The sequence below is a fragment of the Streptomyces sp. NBC_00872 genome (genome assembly GCF_045161915.1).
Lineage (GTDB): Bacteria > Actinomycetota > Actinomycetes > Streptomycetales > Streptomycetaceae > Streptomyces.
The window spans coordinates 2,000,172-2,017,584 of sequence record NZ_CP108806.1 but is presented as its reverse complement, the minus strand read 5'-3'; the positions used below and the strand labels follow the sequence as shown (position 1 = coordinate 2,017,584).

General features: G+C 71.0%; 18 protein-coding genes and 1 pseudogene. 13 read left to right on the top strand and 6 right to left on the bottom strand.

All coding sequences use genetic code 11. The annotated features are described in order from the left end of the window. The first annotated feature begins 2 nt into the window (after positions 1-2). From OG214_RS08680 to OG214_RS08670, 3 genes are all read left to right on the top strand, one after another. Positions 3-815, top strand: a complete 813-nt coding sequence (locus OG214_RS08680) for a GvpL/GvpF family gas vesicle protein (RefSeq protein WP_405984399.1) — start codon at positions 3-5, stop codon at positions 813-815. Beyond that, complete coding sequence (locus tag OG214_RS08675; RefSeq protein WP_405984398.1) at positions 812-1,090, top strand: gas vesicle protein; 279 nt, start codon at positions 812-814, stop codon at positions 1,088-1,090. Before OG214_RS08680 ends, OG214_RS08675 begins: the two co-directional genes overlap by 4 nt. A 176-nt stretch (positions 1,091-1,266) precedes the next feature. Continuing rightward, the gene (locus OG214_RS08670) at positions 1,267-1,644 is read left to right on the top strand and encodes a gas vesicle protein K (protein WP_405987456.1); all 378 of its coding nucleotides are present in this window, start codon (positions 1,267-1,269) and stop codon (positions 1,642-1,644) included. A gap of 77 nt (positions 1,645-1,721) precedes the next feature. Here the strand turns inward: OG214_RS08670 and OG214_RS08665 are convergent, their stop codons facing one another. Then, positions 1,722-2,591, bottom strand: coding sequence for an LLM class F420-dependent oxidoreductase (locus OG214_RS08665; RefSeq protein WP_363085388.1), 870 nt, complete (start codon positions 2,589-2,591; stop codon positions 1,722-1,724). Between the two features lie 132 nt (positions 2,592-2,723). Next, the gene (locus OG214_RS08660; protein WP_363085389.1) at positions 2,724-3,191 is read right to left on the bottom strand and encodes a cyclic nucleotide-binding domain-containing protein; all 468 of its coding nucleotides are present in this window, start codon (positions 3,189-3,191) and stop codon (positions 2,724-2,726) included. Between the two features lie 262 nt (positions 3,192-3,453). Between OG214_RS08660 and OG214_RS08655 the strand changes: the two genes are divergently transcribed. After that, complete coding sequence (locus tag OG214_RS08655; RefSeq protein WP_405984397.1) at positions 3,454-4,947, top strand: phosphoribosyltransferase family protein; 1,494 nt, start codon at positions 3,454-3,456, stop codon at positions 4,945-4,947. A 100-nt stretch (positions 4,948-5,047) separates the two neighbouring features. On the opposite strand, the gene OG214_RS08650 is transcribed toward OG214_RS08655, so the two are convergent. Next, the gene (locus OG214_RS08650; RefSeq protein ID WP_405984396.1) at positions 5,048-5,959 is read right to left on the bottom strand and encodes a hypothetical protein; all 912 of its coding nucleotides are present in this window, start codon (positions 5,957-5,959) and stop codon (positions 5,048-5,050) included. Positions 5,960-6,171: 212 nt separating this feature from the next. On the opposite strand from OG214_RS08650, the gene gcl reads away from it, so the two are divergent. Further along, entirely contained in the window at positions 6,172-7,965 is a 1,794-nt protein-coding gene (gcl, locus tag OG214_RS08645) for a glyoxylate carboligase (protein ID WP_405984395.1), read from the top strand. A gap of 433 nt (positions 7,966-8,398) precedes the next feature. Here the strand turns inward: gcl and OG214_RS08640 are convergent, their stop codons facing one another. Beyond that, positions 8,399-9,289 (bottom strand): 2-hydroxy-3-oxopropionate reductase, encoded by an 891-nt coding sequence (locus OG214_RS08640; protein WP_363086340.1) that lies wholly within the window; start codon positions 9,287-9,289, stop codon positions 8,399-8,401. Positions 9,290-9,344: 55 nt separating this feature from the next. Beyond that, positions 9,345-10,187: a TIM barrel protein gene (locus OG214_RS08635; protein ID WP_405984394.1), complete on the bottom strand. Its 843-nt coding sequence runs from the start codon at positions 10,185-10,187 to the stop codon at positions 9,345-9,347. Positions 10,188-10,399: 212 nt separating this feature from the next. Between OG214_RS08635 and OG214_RS08630 the strand changes: the two genes are divergently transcribed. The 8 genes and pseudogenes from OG214_RS08630 to OG214_RS08595 all read left to right on the top strand — a co-directional run bounded on the left by OG214_RS08630 (position 10,400) and on the right by OG214_RS08595 (position 16,430). Continuing rightward, on the top strand, positions 10,400-10,966 hold the full coding sequence (locus OG214_RS08630; protein ID WP_405984393.1) for an Lrp/AsnC family transcriptional regulator: 567 nt from the start codon (positions 10,400-10,402) through the stop codon (positions 10,964-10,966). 134 nt (positions 10,967-11,100) lie between these two features. Further along, positions 11,101-11,976: a dimethylargininase gene (gene ddaH / locus OG214_RS08625; protein ID WP_405984392.1), complete on the top strand. Its 876-nt coding sequence runs from the start codon at positions 11,101-11,103 to the stop codon at positions 11,974-11,976. Further along, positions 11,967-12,206: pseudogene (locus tag OG214_RS08620) on the top strand (hypothetical protein); the annotation flags it as partial. The gene ddaH and the pseudogene OG214_RS08620, both read left to right, overlap by 10 nt. Before the next feature lie 89 nt (positions 12,207-12,295). After that, positions 12,296-12,679 carry a helix-turn-helix domain-containing protein gene (locus OG214_RS08615; protein WP_363086123.1) on the top strand — a complete coding sequence of 128 codons (384 nt, stop codon included), beginning with the start codon at positions 12,296-12,298 and terminating at the stop codon, positions 12,677-12,679. Between the two features lie 300 nt (positions 12,680-12,979). After that, complete coding sequence (gene uraD / locus OG214_RS08610) at positions 12,980-13,510, top strand: 2-oxo-4-hydroxy-4-carboxy-5-ureidoimidazoline decarboxylase (protein WP_405984391.1); 531 nt, start codon at positions 12,980-12,982, stop codon at positions 13,508-13,510. Continuing rightward, positions 13,507-13,974, top strand: coding sequence for a hydroxyisourate hydrolase (locus OG214_RS08605; RefSeq protein ID WP_405984390.1), 468 nt, complete (start codon positions 13,507-13,509; stop codon positions 13,972-13,974). Before uraD ends, OG214_RS08605 begins: the two co-directional genes overlap by 4 nt. Positions 13,975-13,980: 6 nt before the next feature. After that, positions 13,981-14,958, top strand: coding sequence for a factor-independent urate hydroxylase (gene pucL, locus OG214_RS08600; RefSeq protein ID WP_405984389.1), 978 nt, complete (start codon positions 13,981-13,983; stop codon positions 14,956-14,958). A gap of 95 nt (positions 14,959-15,053) precedes the next feature. Further along, positions 15,054-16,430 (top strand): 8-oxoguanine deaminase, encoded by a 1,377-nt coding sequence (locus OG214_RS08595; protein WP_405984388.1) that lies wholly within the window; start codon positions 15,054-15,056, stop codon positions 16,428-16,430. Positions 16,431-16,527: 97 nt separating this feature from the next. Here OG214_RS08595 and OG214_RS08590 read toward each other — a convergent pair whose 3' ends face one another. Then, complete coding sequence (locus tag OG214_RS08590; RefSeq protein ID WP_405984387.1) at positions 16,528-17,382, bottom strand: chitosanase; 855 nt, start codon at positions 17,380-17,382, stop codon at positions 16,528-16,530. Positions 17,383-17,413: the final 31 nt, after the last annotated feature.

Sequence of the window (17,413 nt, the reverse complement as noted above, 5' to 3'; positions counted from 1 at the left end):
GGATGAGCGCGGACATGCGATACAGCTACGCGGTCACGCGCGCCGACGCCGCTTCGGACGCCCTGGAGGAGGAACTGCGCCGGATACGCGGAGTGGCGGACACTCCGGTACGGCTCGTACGCGCGCATGGCCTGGCGGCGGTGGTGAGTCCCGTACCGGAGCGCGACTTCGACGAGAGAGCCCTCAAGGCCCGGCTGGAGGACCTGGACTGGCTGGAGTCGGTGGCCCGCGCCCATCACGCCGTCGTGGAAACTGTCTTCGCCCGTACCGCCCTCCTCCCGCTGCGTCTGGCCACGCTCCACCGTGACGACGACCGCGTACGGGACATGCTGAGCCGGCGCGCGGAGGAGTTCGGCGCACTGCTCGACCGGCTCACCGGCCAGGTGGAGTGGGGTGTCAAGGTGTACGCGCTGCCTCCGCCGCCCGGTTCACCGGTCCCGGCCACCGCGACGGCCTCGGCGGGCGGCAGTCCCGGCCGTGATTATCTGCGGGGCCGCCAGCGGCAGCGCAGATCGGGTGAGGACGCGTGGCGCGCGGCCCGCGAGGCGGTGCTCCGCGTGGACGCCGAAGTACGCCCCCTCGCCGTCGACCGTGTGCAGCACCGCCTCCAGGAGGGGGAGCTGGCCGTCGGGCCCGGTCGCAACGTCTCCAACGACGCCTATCTGGTCCCGCGCGGGAGCGGGGACGACTTCCGGGCGCGGGCGGAGGGCGTCGCCAGGAGCTTCGACGGCATCCGCGTGGAGGTGACCGGGCCATGGGCGCCGTACTCGTTCGCCGCCCCCGAGCGGACCGACGAGGAGGTGGGCGCCCCGTGACCGATGGCGCCCGGCCCGCCACGGGCCCCGACGACCGGACGGACGCCCTCGCCGGCCGGCAGATCGCACTGATCGACCTTCTCGACCGGCTGCTGACCGGGGGAGTGGTGCTGACCGGTGATCTGACCCTCTCGATCGCGGACGTCGATCTCGTACGGATCTCGCTCAGGGCCCTGATCGTGGCCGTCCGCGCGGAACAGCGTCCACAGGGGACTCCCGCCGAGCGCGCGGCCCTCGAACGCGCCCTCGGCCCGCCGCCGGGGAACGGCCCGTGAGCCGCGGCCGAGGCGCCGACCGGCGCGACCGGGCCGACGAGGCAGAACGGGCCGACGAGGCAGAACGGGCTGACCGGGGCGAACGGGCTGACCGGGGCGAACGGGCTGACCGGGGCGAACGCGTCGAACGCGCCGGCCGGAGACGCGAACCAGGACACCGGGGACGCCCCTCAGCCATCCGCGATCTGGACGAGGTCACCCAGGCCGCGTCGGACGTCTTCCGTCTGCTTCCGGCGGGCCCGGACGACATCCCGCCCGAGGAGGACCGTGGCCGGCGGATCGCCCAGCGCCTGCACACCGATCAGGACACCGTGGAACGGGACCTGGTCAAGCTGGTGCTGACCATCGTCGAACTCCTCCGCCAGTTGATGGAGCGTCAGGCCCTGCACCGTGTCGAACAAGGGGACCTGACGGAGGACCAGGAAGAACGCATCGGCGTGACCCTCATGCTTCTCCACGACCGTATGACGGAGCTGTGCGAGCGCTACGAGCTCACGATGGAGGACCTCAACCTCGATCTGGGCCCGCTGGGGACCCTGCTCCCGCCGGCGTGACCGCGACGGCGTCCCGCCGGGCGCCGCGTGTGCGGCGCCCGGCGGGACGGTCAGGTCAGGCGAAGGTCAGGCGAAGGTCAGGCGATCACTTCGGCGAGCCGTCGCCACTCGGCGCGGGGCAGGGGCCCCGGCGCGCCCGCGGTGCTGTCGGGCGTCACGATCTGGAGGGCGACATGGTCCGCGCCGGCCGCGTGGAAGGCGTCGATCCGGGCCTTGATCCGGGCGTCGTCGCCCCAGGCGTAGACGGCGTCGATGAGCCGGTCGCTGCCGCCGTTCGCGATGTCGTCCTCGGTGAAGCCCAGCCGCAGGAAGCTGTTGGTGTAGTTCGGCAGGGTGAGATACATGGCGAGATAGTCACGGGCCGTGGCACGCGCGGTCTCCGGGTCGGTGTCCAGGACGACCTTCAGCTCGGGGGCGAGGAGCGGTCCGGAGCCGAGGATCTCGCGGGCCTGCGCGGTGTGCTCGGGGGTGACCAGATACGGATGCGCACCGCCCGCGCGGTCACGGGAGAGTTCGAGCATCTTCGGGCCGAGCGCGGCCAGCACGATCCGTCCGGCCGGGACCTTGCCCTCGTCCAGACCGTCGAGATACCCGGCCAGCGAGGAGTAGGGGCGTTGGTACTGCGCGGCGAACTTGGCGTGGCTGGCGCCGATACCGAGCACGAAGCGCCCCGGATGCTCGGATTCCAGCCGCAGGAAGCGGGCGGCGGTGTCGGCGGCCTCGTGCTGCCAGATGCTGAGGATGCCGGTGGCGACGGTGAGCCGCGATGTGGCCTCGATGAGCGGTACCGCCTGCTCGACATCGCTCATGCCCAGCCATACGGCGCCGAAGCCGAGCTCCTCCAGCTCGGCGGCGGCCTCCGGTGCCTCACCGGCCGCGGGGCCCTCGGGGCGGAGCCCGGAGCTCCAGATCCCGTACCGGCCCACGGACTCCTGCAGAGTAACCATCGTTTCGTCTCCCACATGCCTTCGAAGTACTGCGATCACCGTGCCAACCCGGGCCCGGCATCCGGCTATTCCTGTATCAGACCAAGGTCGCCCGTTCGGCCCCGTTCCGGGCTCCGTGCCGAGGGCGCGGTGTCACGGCATCGGTCCCTCGCTGCTGCCGTACGGCGCGAACAGATCGAGCAGCCGGGTCCTCGCCTCGTGCAGCCGGTGGGCGAGCACCCCGCCGATCCAGAGCGCCACGGCCTGGCCGAACACCGGATCGCCGTGGCACATCCGCCGTACGTCGTCCGCGTCGAACTCGTATGTGCGCACCAGCGTCATCGCCTCCGCCCCGAGCTGCCAGACGAACGGAGGGAAGAGCCAGGACCAGCCGACGAGACTGCCCGCGCCCAGCGACGCTATCTCCGCCGGGCGGCGGCCCGGCACCCTCACGTCGAGGATCACGCAGCCGCTGCGCACGATCCAGAAGCGGTCGGCGGACTGGCCCTCGTCGAAGATGCGCGTGGCCTCGGGGAAGTTCACCTGGCGCGCGCCACGCATCAGCCGCTCACGGTGGACCGGGGAGAGGGCGTGCAAGGTGGTGTCGGTCGTGGTGGTCATGGCTGCCGCCTCCTCGGAGAATGTCGCGGCGGCCGGCCCACGAAGCCCCCGGCGGCCCGCGGGTTCCTCATCTCCAGACTCCACCCGGAGCTGCCCTGGCGCTACGGGGCGTCCGCGTCCTTCCGCGCCCGGCTGTTCGCGTCCGCTTCCGCGGCTTCCCCGCCGGGGGAGATCCCCCCGGTCCTGCCGGTCGCGGCGTTTTCGGGTTGGATGGAAAGAGTTCCCGATACGGGCCGCAGGGCCCCGGGAGAGGAGGCGGACCATGCGCTTCGTCGACCGAACGGCCGCCGGGAGACGGCTGGCCGAGGAGCTGGAACGGATGGATCTCGAAGATCCCGTGGTGCTGGGGCTGCCGCGCGGCGGGATTCCGGTGGCGTACGAGGTGGCCCGCGCGCTGGACGCGCCGCTGGATGTGATCGCCGTCCGCAAGCTGGGGGTGCCGTACCAGCCCGAGCTGGGATTCGGCGCGATCGGTGAGGACGGCGTACGGATCATGAATGACGATGTGCTCCGCGCCGCCCGGGTCGGCCCGCGCGAGCGCGCGGCGGTGGAGCGGGACGCGCGTCAGGCGCTGGAGCTGCGCCTGCGGCGCTACCGGGGGGACCGGCCGCCGGTCGGGCTGCTGGGCCGGACAGCGGTGATCGTGGACGACGGCATGGCCACGGGCTCCACCGCGTTCGCCGCCTGCCGCGTGGCGCGGGTGCGCGGTGCGGCGCGAGTGGTGCTGGCCGTACCGCTGGCGCCCGCCGACGCCCTGGCCTGGCTGGGGCAGGAGGCCGATGCCGTGGTGTGTCTGTCCTCGCCGGAGTACTTCGGCTCGGTCGGGCAGTGGTACGTGGACTTCGCGCAGACCAGTGATGACGAGGTCGCCGCGCTGCTCACCCGGGGCGCGATGCCCGGGGAGCGCGAGAGGCGAGGCAAGCGCGGGAAGGGTCCCGTGCCCGCCGACACCGGTCCGGGCATGGACATGGACATGGACATGGGCACCGGTCCGGGCATGGACACGGGCATGGGCATAGGTACGAGCATGGGCGCGGGTACGGATACGGGTACGGGCTCAGCGCCGGGGCCGGGGGCGGCCGGGCGTGCCGCCGGGGATCCGGAGGTCGTGATCGGCGCCGGACGGACCGCGCTGCCCGGGAGCCTGGTGGTGCCGGACGGCGCGCCGGGCATCGTGGCCTTCGCGCACGGCAGCGGAAGCAGCCGGCACAGCCCCCGCAACCAGGCGGTGGCGTCGGCCCTGAACCGGGCGGGCTTCGGCACCCTGCTGTTCGATCTGCTCACGTCGGACGAGGAGCAGGACCGTACGAACGTCTTCGACATCGGGCTGCTGGCCGAGCGGCTCACCCTGGCCGTCCTGTGGCTGCGCCGTGAACGCGCCCTGCCGGTCGGCTGCTTCGGTGCCAGCACCGGGGCCGCGGCGGCTCTGATGTCGGCGGCCGAGCCGCATACGGACATCGCCGCGGTGGTCTCCCGTGGCGGCCGTCCCGATCTGGCGGCGGGCCGGCTCGCGGAGGTACGGGCACCCACACTGCTGATCGTCGGCGGCGCGGACATCGAGGTACTGCGTCTCAACCGGCAGGCGGCCGGGCGGCTGCGCGGTGAGCACCAGGTCGCCATCGTGCCGGGAGCCACCCATCTCTTCGAGGAGCCGGGCGCCCTCGAAGCGGTGGCCCATCTGGCCACGGGGTGGTTCACCCAGCACATGACGCCGCACGGAGCGGCGGCGATGTCCGGCCCAGGCCGGCCGCACTGAGGCCCAGGCCGCGCCGAAGCCCGGCCGCGGCACCGCCGGCCGGGAGCACCAGGCGACGCGGGAGCACCATGCGACGGGGGACATTACGTGCCGGGGGGCATTACGCGCCGGTCGAGACCAGTGCGTCCGCCGGGCCGTTGACCGGCCGTGGAGTGCCCGTGAGATCCATGACGAAGAGCGGGATACCCAGATCCTCGGCGCGGGCGAGGGCGTCGTCCGCGTACCCGGCGAGGGAGAAGAAGACACCCGGCGCCGAGGCCTGGAGCCCGTTGAGCCAGAGGCACTCGACGGAGCGCGGATTGACGGGCCGGGTGGTCGGTTCCACCTGGGCGACGACGTCCGGGCCGCGCAGATCGATCACGTACGGCGCGCCCTCCGTTCCCTCCCCGGCCCGGTCGACGCTCTGGAAGCCCAGCCAGCGCAGATAGAGCGCCGCGGCCGTGACCGCGTCGTGCGCGGTACGGATCGTCAGCGGGCGGAACGACGGACGCGGTGACGCGGCGGTCCGCGGCAGCGGGAGACGCGGGGGCGATCCCGCTGGAGGCGCCCCGGGCGGCGGCCCGAGAGGCGGCGGTCCGAGCGGCGGTCCGAGCAGCGGTCCGGCCTCAGGGACAGCCGGGACCGCCGGGGTCGCGGGGGCCGCCGGAGTCCCAGGATCCCCGGGGACAGCCGTGGCCCACGGGGCCACAGGGGTCACCCGAGCCGTCGGCGTCCCCTGTGGTGGCGTCGGGACCGCCGGGCCCGTGGCGCCGGTCTCCCGTATCGGAATCCGCAGCACCGTTCCGCACGGACAGCCCAGCTCCGGCCGTGGCCACTGGTCCTCACGTCCGCACGCCCCGCAGCGGACGGCCACCCACTCCTCCGCCCAGCCGCGGTACGTGACCGGCTCCACCGGTACGCCGCCGGCCAGCGCGGGCGCCACCGGAGCCCCGCACGCGCAGGGATAGACCGACACCGCGAAAACGTGCCGGCCGCCGCAGGACGGACAGCTCACCCACACGCTCTCTGTCACCACGTGCCCCCTTCGGCCGCGATCCGTCGCGCTCGGTGTCCCATCGTCCACCAAGAGCGAGGCCGCGGGGAGGGTCTTCGGGCATCCCTTGACGCGGTACGGAGTCCACCCTAGATTGATTCCATATTGCAGAACTAAACTTCCGCATTACGGAATCGACTCTCAGGTGGCGCGACAGAGCCCGAATCCGCCGGCCGAAGCAGGAGTACTCCATGCCTCGAATGACCGCTGCCCGAGCGGCAGTTGAGATCCTCAAGCTTGAGGGCGTGACCAACGCCTTCGGTGTGCCCGGCGCCGCGATCAACCCCTTCTACGCGGCCCTGAAGGCGTCCGGCGGGGTCCACCACACGCTCGCCCGCCATGTCGAGGGCGCCTCGCACATGGCCGAGGGCTACACCCGTACCCACCCCGGCAACATCGGTGTCTGCGTCGGCACGTCGGGCCCCGCGGGGACGGACATGATCACCGGCCTCTACTCGGCGACCGGTGACTCGATCCCGATCCTGTGCATCACCGGCCAGGCCCCGACCGCGGTGATCCACAAGGAGGACTTCCAGGCCGTCGACATCGCCTCGATCGCCCGGCCCGTCACCAAGGCCGCGACGACGGTCCTGGAGGCCGCGCAGGTCCCCGGCGTCCTCCAGCAGGCCTTCCATCTCATGCGCTCGGGGCGGCCGGGTCCGGTCCTCGTCGATCTGCCGCTCGATGTGCAGCTCACCGAGATCGAGTTCGACCCGGAGACCTATGAGCCGCTGCCGGTCCACCGGCCGGCCGCGAGCCGCGCGCAGATCGAGAAGGCCCTCCGGATGCTCAACGCGTCGGAGCGCCCGCTGATCGTCGCGGGCGGCGGTGTCATCAACGCGGACGCCTCCGAACTGCTCGTCGAGTTCGCCGAGCTGACCGGCACTCCGGTCATCCCCACCCTGATGGGCTGGGGCGCCATCGCGGACGACCATGAGCTGAACGCCGGCATGGTGGGCCTCCAGACCTCGCACCGCTACGGCAACGCGACCTTCCTGGAGTCGGACTTCGTCCTCGGTATCGGCAATCGCTGGGCCAACCGCCACACCGGGAAGCTCGATGTCTACCGGCGGGGGCGGACCTTCGTCCATGTCGACATCGAACCCACCCAGCTCGGCAAGATCTTCCCGCCGGAGTACGGGATCGCCTCCGACGCCAAGGCCGCCCTGGAGCTCTTCGTCGAGGTGGCGAAGGAGCTGAAGGACGCGGGCGGACTGCCCGACCGCGCCGAGTGGGCCGCCTCCGCGCGGGAGCGCAAGGCCACGCTCCACCGCCGTACCCACTTCGACAATGTGCCGCTCAAGCCGCAGCGGGTGTACGAGGAGATGAACCGCGCCTTCGGTCCCGAGACCCGCTATGTCACCACCATCGGACTCTCCCAGATCGCCGGCGCGCAGATGCTGCACGTCTACCGGCCGCGCCACTGGATCAACTGCGGCCAGGCGGGACCGCTCGGCTGGACCGTGCCCGCCGCGCTGGGGGTCGCCGTCGCCGACCCCGAGGCCTCGGTGGTCGCGCTCTCCGGTGACTACGACTTCCAGTTCATGCTGGAGGAACTGGCGGTCGGCGCCCAGCACCGTATCCCCTATGTGCATGTGCTGGTGAACAACTCGTATCTGGGGCTGATCCGCCAGGCGCAGCGCAACTTCGACATCGACTTCCAGGTCAATCTGGAGTTCGAGAACATCAACTCGCCCGAGCTGGGCGTGTACGGGGTCGACCATGTCAAGGTCGTCGAGGGACTGGGCTGCAAGGCGATCCGGGTCACCGAGCCCGATCAGCTTCTGCCCGCCTTCGAGGAGGCGAAGAAGCTCGCCGCCGAGTACCGGGTCCCGGTCGTGGTCGAGGCGATTCTCGAACGTGTCACGAACATCTCGATGAGCGGCAGCGACATCGCGAGCGTGAACGAGTTCGAGGACATCGCGACGGAGCCGTGGCACGCGCCCACGGAGATCCTTCCGCTGACCGGGTCCGACGCGGCCTGAGCCGGCTGGAGCGAGCCGACCTCCGTCGCCGTCCCCGACCGAGCGGCGGCGGAGGGACGCGGCCCCCGCACCGGAGGGAATCCGGTGCGGGGGCCGTCGGCTTCTCACGGTCGTGGCGGGCACAGCTGCTGTCCGGCGCTCCCGGGCGCTCCCAAGTGCCGGGACGTTCTGCGGAAGTCCCGCCCGGCGCACGGCGCGACACGCCCTCGGCCGACCGCACGGCACGGCACCGCACCGCACGGCAGAGCGCGGAGCACGGGGGATCCCGTGCTCCGCGCTCCGGTGTGGTTCCGGGCGGCGGCAGCGCCTGGGCGCGACAGGACAGGTGTCAGCGCTGGCGCCGCCCGGGTTCGGAGGTCCGGCGGCGGTCCCGGTCCCGGGGTCCTGCGAGGCCTGGAGCCCTTGGAACCCTGGGAGCCCTGGGAGCCCGGAGTCAGACCTGCTCGCCGGAGAGGCGCTCGACGGAGCGCAGCAGTGCGGAGTGGTCCAGGCCGCCGTCGCCCTGCGCGCGCAGGGAGGCGACCAGCTGGGCGACCACGGCACCCACCGGAAGCGCGGCACCCACCGCACGGGCGGCGTCCGTGACGATGCCCATGTCCTTGTGGTGCAGATCGATCCGGAAGCCGGGCTTGAAGTCGCGGTTCAGGAAGTTGTCCTTCTTACGGGTCAGTACGGTCGACCCGGCCAGACCGCCGTTGAGGACGTCGAGGGCAGCCGTGAGGTCCACCCCGGACTTCTCCAGGAAGACCACGGCCTCGGCGCACGCCTGGATATTGACCGCGACGATGAGCTGGTTGGCGGCCTTCACCGTCTGGCCCGAACCGTGCGGCCCGCACAGCACGATGGTCCTGCCGAGGGCGTCGAACAGCGGCCTGGCCTCGTCGAAGTCGGCCCGCTCACCGCCGACCATGATGGAGAGCACCGCCTCGACGGCGCCGGCCTCGCCACCGGAGACGGGGGCGTCCAGCACCCGGATGCCCTTCTCGGCCGCGTTCCTGGCCAGATCCACCGAGGTCCGCGGGGTGATGGACGACATGTCGATCAGCAGCGCGCCCCGCCGGGCGTTCTCCAGAATGCCGTCCTCGCCATAGGCGATCGCCTCGACCTGGGGAGAGGCGGGCACCATCGTGACGATCACATCGGCGTCCCGTACCGCTTCGGCGACCGAGCCCGCGACCGAGCCGCCGGCCGCGGCCAGCCGGTCCAGCTTGGGCTGCTCCAGGGTGAAGCCGGTCACCGGGTAACCGGCCTTGATCAGGTTCTCGGACATGGGCGAGCCCATGATGCCGAGGCCGATCCACGCGATCTTGGGAGGATTGCTCATGAGGGTGCCCTCTTTCAGCACACGCGCGTGCGTCACGGCACGCGCGTGACGGTGGTCAGTTGGCGAGCCAGCCGAAGGCCTCGGCGCTCGGACGGTCCCCGGGCTTGTACTCCAGGCCGATCCAGCCGGCGTAACCGGCCTTCCGCAGCCGCCCGATGAGATCGTCCAGCGGCAGCGACCCGGTGCCCGGAGCGCCCCGGCCCGGGTTGTCCGCGATCTGTACATGGCCGGTCTTGTCGGCGTAGCGGTAGATGACCTCGTTGAGGTCCTCGCCGTTCATCGACAGGTGGTAGAGATCGAGCAGGAACGCGGCGTTGTCGAGCCCCGTGGCCTCGTTGACCCGGTCGACGACCGCGATGGCGGACTCCGCGCTCACCAGCGGATAGAGAGGGGACTCCGGCTTGTTGAGCGCCTCGATCAGCAGGATCGCCCCGGCGTCGCTCGCCGCGCGGGCGGCCAGCACCAGATTGTCCAGGGCGAGGGTGTCCTGGAGGTGCGCGTCGACGCCCTCGACGCGGTTGCCGTACAGCGCGTTGAGCGCCGGGCAGTCGACGGAGGCGGCGAAGCCGGCCGCGACCGAGACATTGGCGCGGAACCGCTCGGCCTCCTCACCGGGCACGGAGACCGCGCCGCGGTCGGGTCCCGGGAGCCGGCCGGCGTAGAAGTTCAGCCCCACGAGCTGGGTCCCGGCGTCGTCGAGCGCCCTCTTGAGCGCGTCCAGCTCGCTCTGCGGCGGGGTGGGGGTGTCGATCCAGGGCCACCACAGCTCCACGGCGGTGAAGCCCGCCGCCGCCGCGGCGGCGGGGCGCTCCAGCAGGGGAAGCTCGGTGAAGAGGATGGACAGGTTCACATCGAAGCGCTGCTCTGCGCCGCGCCCGTTCGTGGTGAGAGGGGCCATGAGGAGTCAGACGCTCCTTCCGTATTGCGGAAGTTATCTTCTGCTTTATGGAAATCCTGCCTCTGGGGCTCCTGGGCTGTCAAGAGGCGACAGGTGAACACGGCGGAAATCGGCGGCCGGACAGCGGCCGGACGGCCGGACATGGTCCTGACGCGGCGCGAGCTCGCCGGACCATAATCCGTACGAGGACACCGAGAAGGCGGAGGCTCCCCATGGCGTATCAGCAGCCGGTGCTCGACGAGCTCGACCGGCGGATTCTCGCGGCACTCATCGCCAACGCCAGGAGCAGCTTCACCGAGATCGGCCAGGCGGTCGGACTGTCGGCCCCCGCGGTCAAGCGCAGGGTCGACCGGATGCGCGACGACGACGTGATCACCGGATTCACCACCATCGTGCGGCCCGCCGCGCTCGGCTGGCGCACCGAGGCGTATGTCGAGGTCTTCTGTGACGGCGCGGCGCCGCCACGGCGGCTCGCCGAAGTCACCCGGAACCATCCCGAGGTGGTGGCGGCGGTGACCGTGACCGGTGGCGCCGACGCCCTGCTGCACATCAGGGCCGCGGACATCGGCCATTTCGAGGAGGTGCTGGAGCGGATCCGGGCCGAGCCGTTCGTCACCCGTACCAACAGCTTTGTCGTACTGACCCATCTGCTGCCCAACAGTCCCGAGGCCGGAAGTCCCGCCGCGGCTCCCGGCGCACACCCCGACGCACCCGCCGTCACCCCGTCCGACACCCCCGCTGCCGCACCGCCCGACGTGCCGCCACACCGCCCGACGTGACCGGCGCAACGAACAGCCGCTGAACGGCCCCACGACGCAGCGTTCCGGCGCCCGCGCGCAAGTCCCGTTCCTTGAGGGCCTTCTCCTCTCCTTCCTATCGTTGAGACATCCCCCCGTCGGCGAGAGGAAACTCCGTGCCGCCCCTTCGCGTGCCCCGGCCCCGGCGCTATCTGACCTGCGAACCCCGTCACTTCGACGTCAGCTATGCCATCAACCCCTGGATGAGTGAAGGGGCGCCCGTCGACACCGCCCTCGCGCGCGCCCAGTGGGAGTCGCTCGTGCGCGTCTACCGCGATCTCGGCCATACGGTGGAGACGGTCGAACCCGTCGCCGGACTGCCCGACATGGTGTTCACCGCCAACGCGGCGCTGGTGCTCGGGGGCAAAGTCCTCGGGTCCCGGTTCCACGCGCCGCAGCGGCGCCCCGAGGCCGGGGCGTACGCGCGGTGGTTCACGGCGGCGGGGTTCGAGGTGCGCACCCCGGTGAGTGTGTGCGAGGGCGAGGGCGACTTCGTGCCGGTCGGCGGTCTCGTCCTGGCCGGGACCGGTTTCCGTACGACGGTCGCGGCGCACCAGGAGGCGCGGGAGTACTTCGGGGTGCCCACGGTCGGCCTCCGTCTCGTGGACCCGTACTTCTACCACCTGGACACCGCGCTGTTCGCCCTGGACGACGAGAATGTCGCGTACTACCCAGGGGCCTTCTCGCCGGAGAGCCGCCAGGTGCTGGAGCGGCTCTTCCCCGACGCGCTGATCGCCACCCTGGACGACGCCAGGGCCTTCGGGCTGAACTCCGTCTCGGACGGCTGCCACGTGATCACCAGTCCACGTGCCACGGGTCTCGCCGAAGGTCTCACCCGGCGCGGTTATGTCCCGGTGCCCGTCGAGCTGTCCGAGTTCCACAAGGCGGGCGGCGGGGCCAAATGCTGCACCCAGGAGATCCGCGGCTCGTCGGACCGTCGGTTAAGGTCGTCCTCGTCCCGGGGCGGTGCGATGGAGGCACGATGCGACTGAGAGTCGAGTTCACGACCGAACCCTTCGACCTCGACGAGGCGCCCGCGCACGCGGTGGTGGCCCGCGAGATCGTCCAGCGCGCCGCACTGGACTCCGTCGACGTGGGGCCCTTCGGCAATACGGCGGAGGGCGGCGCCGATGTGGTGCTGAGCACGGTGGACGCGCTGCTGCGCCGGTCGCTGGCCGTCGGCGCCACCCGGATCTCGCTCCAGGTGAACGTGATAGGTGATGCCGTTGTCGCGGTTGCCGACACCGAAACCGACACCGACACCGGCACCGACGGTGATGGCGAGCGCCGGGCGAGAGCGGAGGAAGTCCGGTGACCGGGCCGCTGGACCATCCCTTCATCACGGCGGTCAAGCCGCTGGTGGACGCCATGGGCGGCGAACTGGTCGCGCCCCAGGAGGCCCTGCCCGACGATGTCGTGCTCGCCTGGGAGGGCGCGGACATCCTCGCCGTACGGCTGCCTCAGCTCTCGGAGTCGCTGGACCACATCCTGGCGGCCCTGGAGCGGCAGCACGGTGTGCCGCTCGCCGATCTCGACCGCAGGACCAAGCAGTCGGTCGTACGGATACTGGAGGCGCGCGGCGCCTTCTCCGTACGTCATGGCGTGGAGACGGTGGCGAGCGCCCTCGGGGTCAGCCGCTTCACCGTCTACAACTACCTCAACCGCGAGAACGCGGCGAAGGGTGATCGTGTGTGACGAGCCGCCGCCCGGTGCCGTGGCGCCGTAACGCCATGGGGAGGCGGCCATAGGGGATTTCAACAAAGTGTTGACGTTGTCGAGCCGAGGGCGTTAGCTAGGCCCTGTCCGGCGGATCTTCGTGGATCAGGCCGGGGCGTCTGGTGCGGTGCATCGCAAGGCGGAGGATCGTCCTCGTACTGGACGTACTTGGACGACTCCGACAACGCGGCGAGGTGCCGTGCCAGGCGTTCCGGGCCCACGAAGATCCGCCGGACAGGACCTAGGCGAAGCCCGCCCAGCACAGCCACGGAGGCTCCCGTGACGTCGACACCGCCATCGGGCCTGGCCCGGTTCAACACCTCTTCCGACCGCGCGGTCCTGGCCGCGCTGCACGAGGTGTGCGCCAGTCCGGCGTGGGGGAGGAAACTGCTCGCCCGGCGCCCGTACGCCACTGCCGACGCCCTGCTGGCCGCCGGCGACACCGCGACGGGTGAGCTGACCGACGCGGAGCTGACCGAGGCGATGGCTGGGCATCCGCCGATCGGCCGGCCCAGGCCCGGAGATCCCGCCTCCTCCCGTGAACAGCGGGGGATGGCCGGTGCCTCCGAGGAGCTCAGGGCCGAGATGCTCGAACTGAATCTGGCCTACCAGGACCGGTTCGGACATGTCTTTCTGATCTGTGCCACCGGCGCGACCGGTGAGCGGATGCGTGACGCGCTGAAGGAGCGGCTGGCGCACACACCCGAGCGGGAACGCGCGATCGCGCGCGCCGAACTGGGGAAGATCAACCGTATCCGGCTCACCCGTCTGGTGACGGAGGACCCCGTGGCAGAGGACAAGGACTCATGAGCACCGCGCCCGCCGATCCGCCCGCCGATTCGCCCACCGCCTCGGTGTCCACGCACATCCTGGACACCGGCGTCGGACGCCCCGCCGGGGATGTCGCCGTCTCGCTCGCGGCCCGGAGCGGTCCCGGCGCCGCGTGGGTGGCGCTCGGCGGCTCGCGCACCGACGCGGACGGGCGCTGCAAGGACCTGCCGGCGCTGCCGGCGGGCACGGCCCAGGTACGTCTCGACTTCGGGACCGAGGCGTATTTCGTCAGCGGGGACCGAGCCCGAGCCGTGGCCGGGGACCGGCCCGGAGACCGGCCCGGAGACCGGGCCGAGGCGCGGCAGGAGGCCCTCCGCGCACCGGGCGGCGGCACACCGTTCTTCCCGGAGGTGACGATCACCTTCACCGTCAGCCCCGGCGAGCACTATCACGTACCACTGCTGCTCAGCCCGTTCGGCTACTCCGTATACCGAGGGAGCTAGCGAGTCATGTCCACGATTCTCGGCCAGAACCAGTATGGCAAAGCGGAGAACCGCGTCGTCAGGATCACGCGGGACGGCCGTACCCATCACATCAAGGACCTGAACGTCTCCGTCTCCCTCTCCGGAGACATGGCGGACGTCCACCACTCCGGTTCCAACACCCATGTCCTGCCGACCGACACCACCAAGAACACGGTGTACGCGTTCGCCAAGGAGTACGGCATCGAGTCGGCCGAGCAGTTCGGCATCCATCTCGCCCGGCACTTCGTGACCAGCCAGGAGCCGATACACCGGGCGCGTATCCGGATCGAGGAGTACACCTGGGAGCGTATCGACACCTCCGGCGGCGACACGTCCGGCGGCGACACCTCCGATGCCGGGACCGGTGCCGGGACCGGTGCCGGGGCCGGTGCCGGCCCGGCGGAGGAGCCCAGGCACTCCTTCGTCCGTACGGGCCAGGAGACCCGTCTCACCCAGGTCACCTTCGACGGCGAGAGCTGGGAGGTCGTCTCCGGGCTGACGGATCTGACCGTGCTGAACTCGACGAACTCCGAATTCTGGGGCTACGCCAAGGACAAGTACACAACGCTCCGGGAGGCGTACGACCGTATTCTCGCAACCGACGTCTCCGCGCGATGGCGCTATCGCTGGTCGGGCGGCGACGAACCGGCGCCGGACTGGGACGAGTCCTACACGCGGACGAGGGCGCACATCCTCCGGACCTTCGCGGAGACGTACTCGCTCTCGCTCCAGCAGACCCTCTTCCAGATGGGTACGAGCGTGATCGAGAACCGCGCCGAGATCGACGAGATCCGGTTCTCCCTGCCGAACAAGCACCACTTCCTGGTCGATCTGGAGCCCTTCGGGCTGGAGAACGACAACGAGGTCTACTTCGCGGCCGACCGTCCCTACGGACTGATCGAGGCCACCGTCCTGCGTGACGGGGCCGAGGCGCGCATCCCGGTCGACCTCGCCCGTCTTTGAACAGTCCGATGAGCCCGATGAGCCCGATGAGGCCGACGAATCCGGTGGATCCGATGGATCAGGGCCGACGCCCGAGGACAGGAAGAGGAACCGCCATGGCGGCTTCGCGCATTGTCATCGAGAACTGCGCCATCGCGACGGTGGACGCGCACGACACCGAGTACGCCTCGGGACATGTCGTCGTCGCGGACAACCGGATCGAGTCGGTCGGCGCGGGCCGGGCCCCCGCCGCTCTGGAGCGGGTGGTCCGCCGTATCGACGGCACCGGCCATCTCGTCACCCCCGGCCTGGTCAATACGCACCACCACTTCTACCAGTGGATCACCCGCGGGCTCGCCACCGACCACAACCTCTTCGACTGGCTGGTGGCGCTCTATCCGGTCTGGGCGCGGATCGACGAGCCGATGGTACGGGCGGCGGCGCGCGGCTCACTCGCGATGATGGCCCGCGGCGGGGTCACCACCGCCATGGACCACCACTACGTCTATCCGCGCGGCACGGGCGATCTGTCCGGCGCGATCATCGGGGCCGCCGCGGAGACGGGCGTACGGTTCACCCTCGCCCGTGGCTCCATGGACCGGGGGGCCTCGGACGGCGGGCTGCCCCCGGACTTCGCCGTCGAGTCCCTCGACAGCGCGCTCGCCGCCACCGAGGAGACCGTCGACCGCCACCACGACCCCGCGTTCGACGCGATGACCCAGATCGCGGTCGCACCCTGCTCACCGTTCTCCGTCTCCACCGAACTGCTCAGTCAGGGCGCGGAGTTGGCCCGCCGCAAGGGCGTGAGGCTGCATACCCACGGCAGCGAGACCGTGGAGGAGGAGCAGTTCTGCAAGGAGCTGTTCGGGATGGGGCCCACCGACTACTTCGAGTCGACCGGCTGGCTCGGCTCCGATGTGTGGATGGCCCACTGCGTCCATATGAACGACTCCGACATCGCCGCGTTCGCGCGTACGGGTACGGGAGTGGCGCACTGCCCGTCCTCCAACGCCCGGCTCGGCGCCGGAATCGCCAGAGTCCCCGAGATGCTCGCGGCGGGTGTCCCGGTCGGTCTCGGTGTCGACGGGACCGCCTCCAACGAGTCGGGCGAACTCCACACCGAGCTGCGCAACGCGCTGCTCATCAACCGCCTCGGCGCGCGGCGCGAGAGCGCCCTGAACGCGCGTCAGGCGCTCCGGCTCGGTACGTACGGTGGCGCTCAAGTCCTCGGCCGCGCCGCCCAGATCGGGTCGATCGAGCCGGGCAAGCTCGCGGATCTCGTGCTCTGGAAGCTGGACACGCTCGCCCACGCCTCGATCGCGGACCCGGTCGTCGCGCTGGTCTTCGGCGCCGCCGCGCCCGTCACCCTCTCCCTGGTCAACGGCGAGACCGTGGTCGAGGACAGCCGTCTGACCACGGTGGACGAGGACGCCGTCGCCCGTGAGACACGGAGCGAGGCACGGCGCCTGGCGCGGATCGCCGCGGAGGGCTGACGGTGCCGACCGTCCGGTCGAGGAGCGGGTACGGCACCGGTGGAGCCAGGGGTGCCGTACCCGCCGTACTACCGCCTGCGCCCTGTCACCGGCTCGTTCAGCCGATGTGGAAGCTGTCGCCGTAGACCTTCCAGTCCAGCGGCGGGTCCAGGTTCAGATTGCCCTTGTCGAGGAACACCCGCTGCGCGGTGTCCACCCGGCTGGTGTCCTCGTGCGCCTCCTCCTGCTTCATCGCCCAGACCCGGGCGTCGAGGAAGGCGTGCAGATACTGCTTCTCGTCGCCGCCCTGGGCCGGCGTCTTCGCCTTGGCCAGGGCGCGCTTGCGGATGCTGCCGAAGCTGGTGCTGTCGCCGCCGTCGCCGTGCATCACGATGGCGTCGTAGTACGCGAACTGCCCGAGCGTGCCGAGCTTGTCCTGCTTGGCGCGGTTCACGGCCGGGTTGAAGTAGACCCGGTCGCGCTCGTCGTTCTGCGCGGTCTTGAACGCGGAGTCCTTGGCCGCCTGCTTCCAGGCCGAGGTGAAGCCCGGGTCGAGGCCCTGGTGCGAGTCGGTGCCGTCGACCTGGCGCAGGGCGGGCAGATACGCGGCGAGCGGGTTGCCCGGCTTGCGGGCCGTGTACAGCTCGACGAGGTCCAGCATGTCGCCCGTACCGGAACAGAATCCGATGATGCCCGCGGTGTAGCCGCGGCCGTCGCCGATGTCCTCGATGTAGCCGTACTGGGCCTTCCAGTCCAGCGAGGAGTTCTCCGCGCTGGAGACGAGCTGCATGGCGATCTCCTTCTTCGCCGGGTCGTCGAGTCCCGCCGCCGCGGCGGGCGCGATGGCGGCGCGGTCGGTGCCGGCGGGCTCCGGTGCCGCGTTCGCCGTGGTGGTGGCGGTGAGGGGAACGGCGATCAGTGTCAGTGCGAGCAGGACAGTGCGTACGTGGGGGGTGGGCACCCTGACCTCCATGGGGAGAGTTCCTGGTTGCGCTTATCTGTTA

Excerpts from the sequence above, each read along its gene's own strand:
- OG214_RS08660 (WP_363085389.1), bottom strand. The coding sequence starts at position 3,191 with ATGACCACCACGACCGACACCACCTTGCACGCCCTCTCCCCGGTCCAC.
- OG214_RS08605 (WP_405984390.1), top strand. The coding sequence starts at position 13,507 with ATGAGCACCGCGCCCGCCGATCCGCCCGCCGATTCGCCCACCGCCTCG.
- OG214_RS08640 (WP_363086340.1), bottom strand. The coding sequence starts at position 9,289 with ATGAGCAATCCTCCCAAGATCGCGTGGATCGGCCTCGGCATCATGGGC.
- pucL (WP_405984389.1), top strand. The coding sequence starts at position 13,981 with ATGTCCACGATTCTCGGCCAGAACCAGTATGGCAAAGCGGAGAACCGC.
- OG214_RS08655 (WP_405984397.1), top strand. The coding sequence starts at position 3,454 with ATGCGCTTCGTCGACCGAACGGCCGCCGGGAGACGGCTGGCCGAGGAG.
- OG214_RS08680 (WP_405984399.1), top strand. The coding sequence starts at position 3 with ATGAGCGCGGACATGCGATACAGCTACGCGGTCACGCGCGCCGACGCC.
- OG214_RS08635 (WP_405984394.1), bottom strand. The coding sequence starts at position 10,187 with ATGGCCCCTCTCACCACGAACGGGCGCGGCGCAGAGCAGCGCTTCGAT.
- gcl (WP_405984395.1), top strand. The coding sequence starts at position 6,172 with ATGCCTCGAATGACCGCTGCCCGAGCGGCAGTTGAGATCCTCAAGCTT.
- OG214_RS08590 (WP_405984387.1), bottom strand. The coding sequence starts at position 17,382 with ATGGAGGTCAGGGTGCCCACCCCCCACGTACGCACTGTCCTGCTCGCA.
- OG214_RS08630 (WP_405984393.1), top strand. The coding sequence starts at position 10,400 with ATGGCGTATCAGCAGCCGGTGCTCGACGAGCTCGACCGGCGGATTCTC.
- OG214_RS08595 (WP_405984388.1), top strand. The coding sequence starts at position 15,054 with ATGGCGGCTTCGCGCATTGTCATCGAGAACTGCGCCATCGCGACGGTG.
- OG214_RS08665 (WP_363085388.1), bottom strand. The coding sequence starts at position 2,591 with ATGGTTACTCTGCAGGAGTCCGTGGGCCGGTACGGGATCTGGAGCTCC.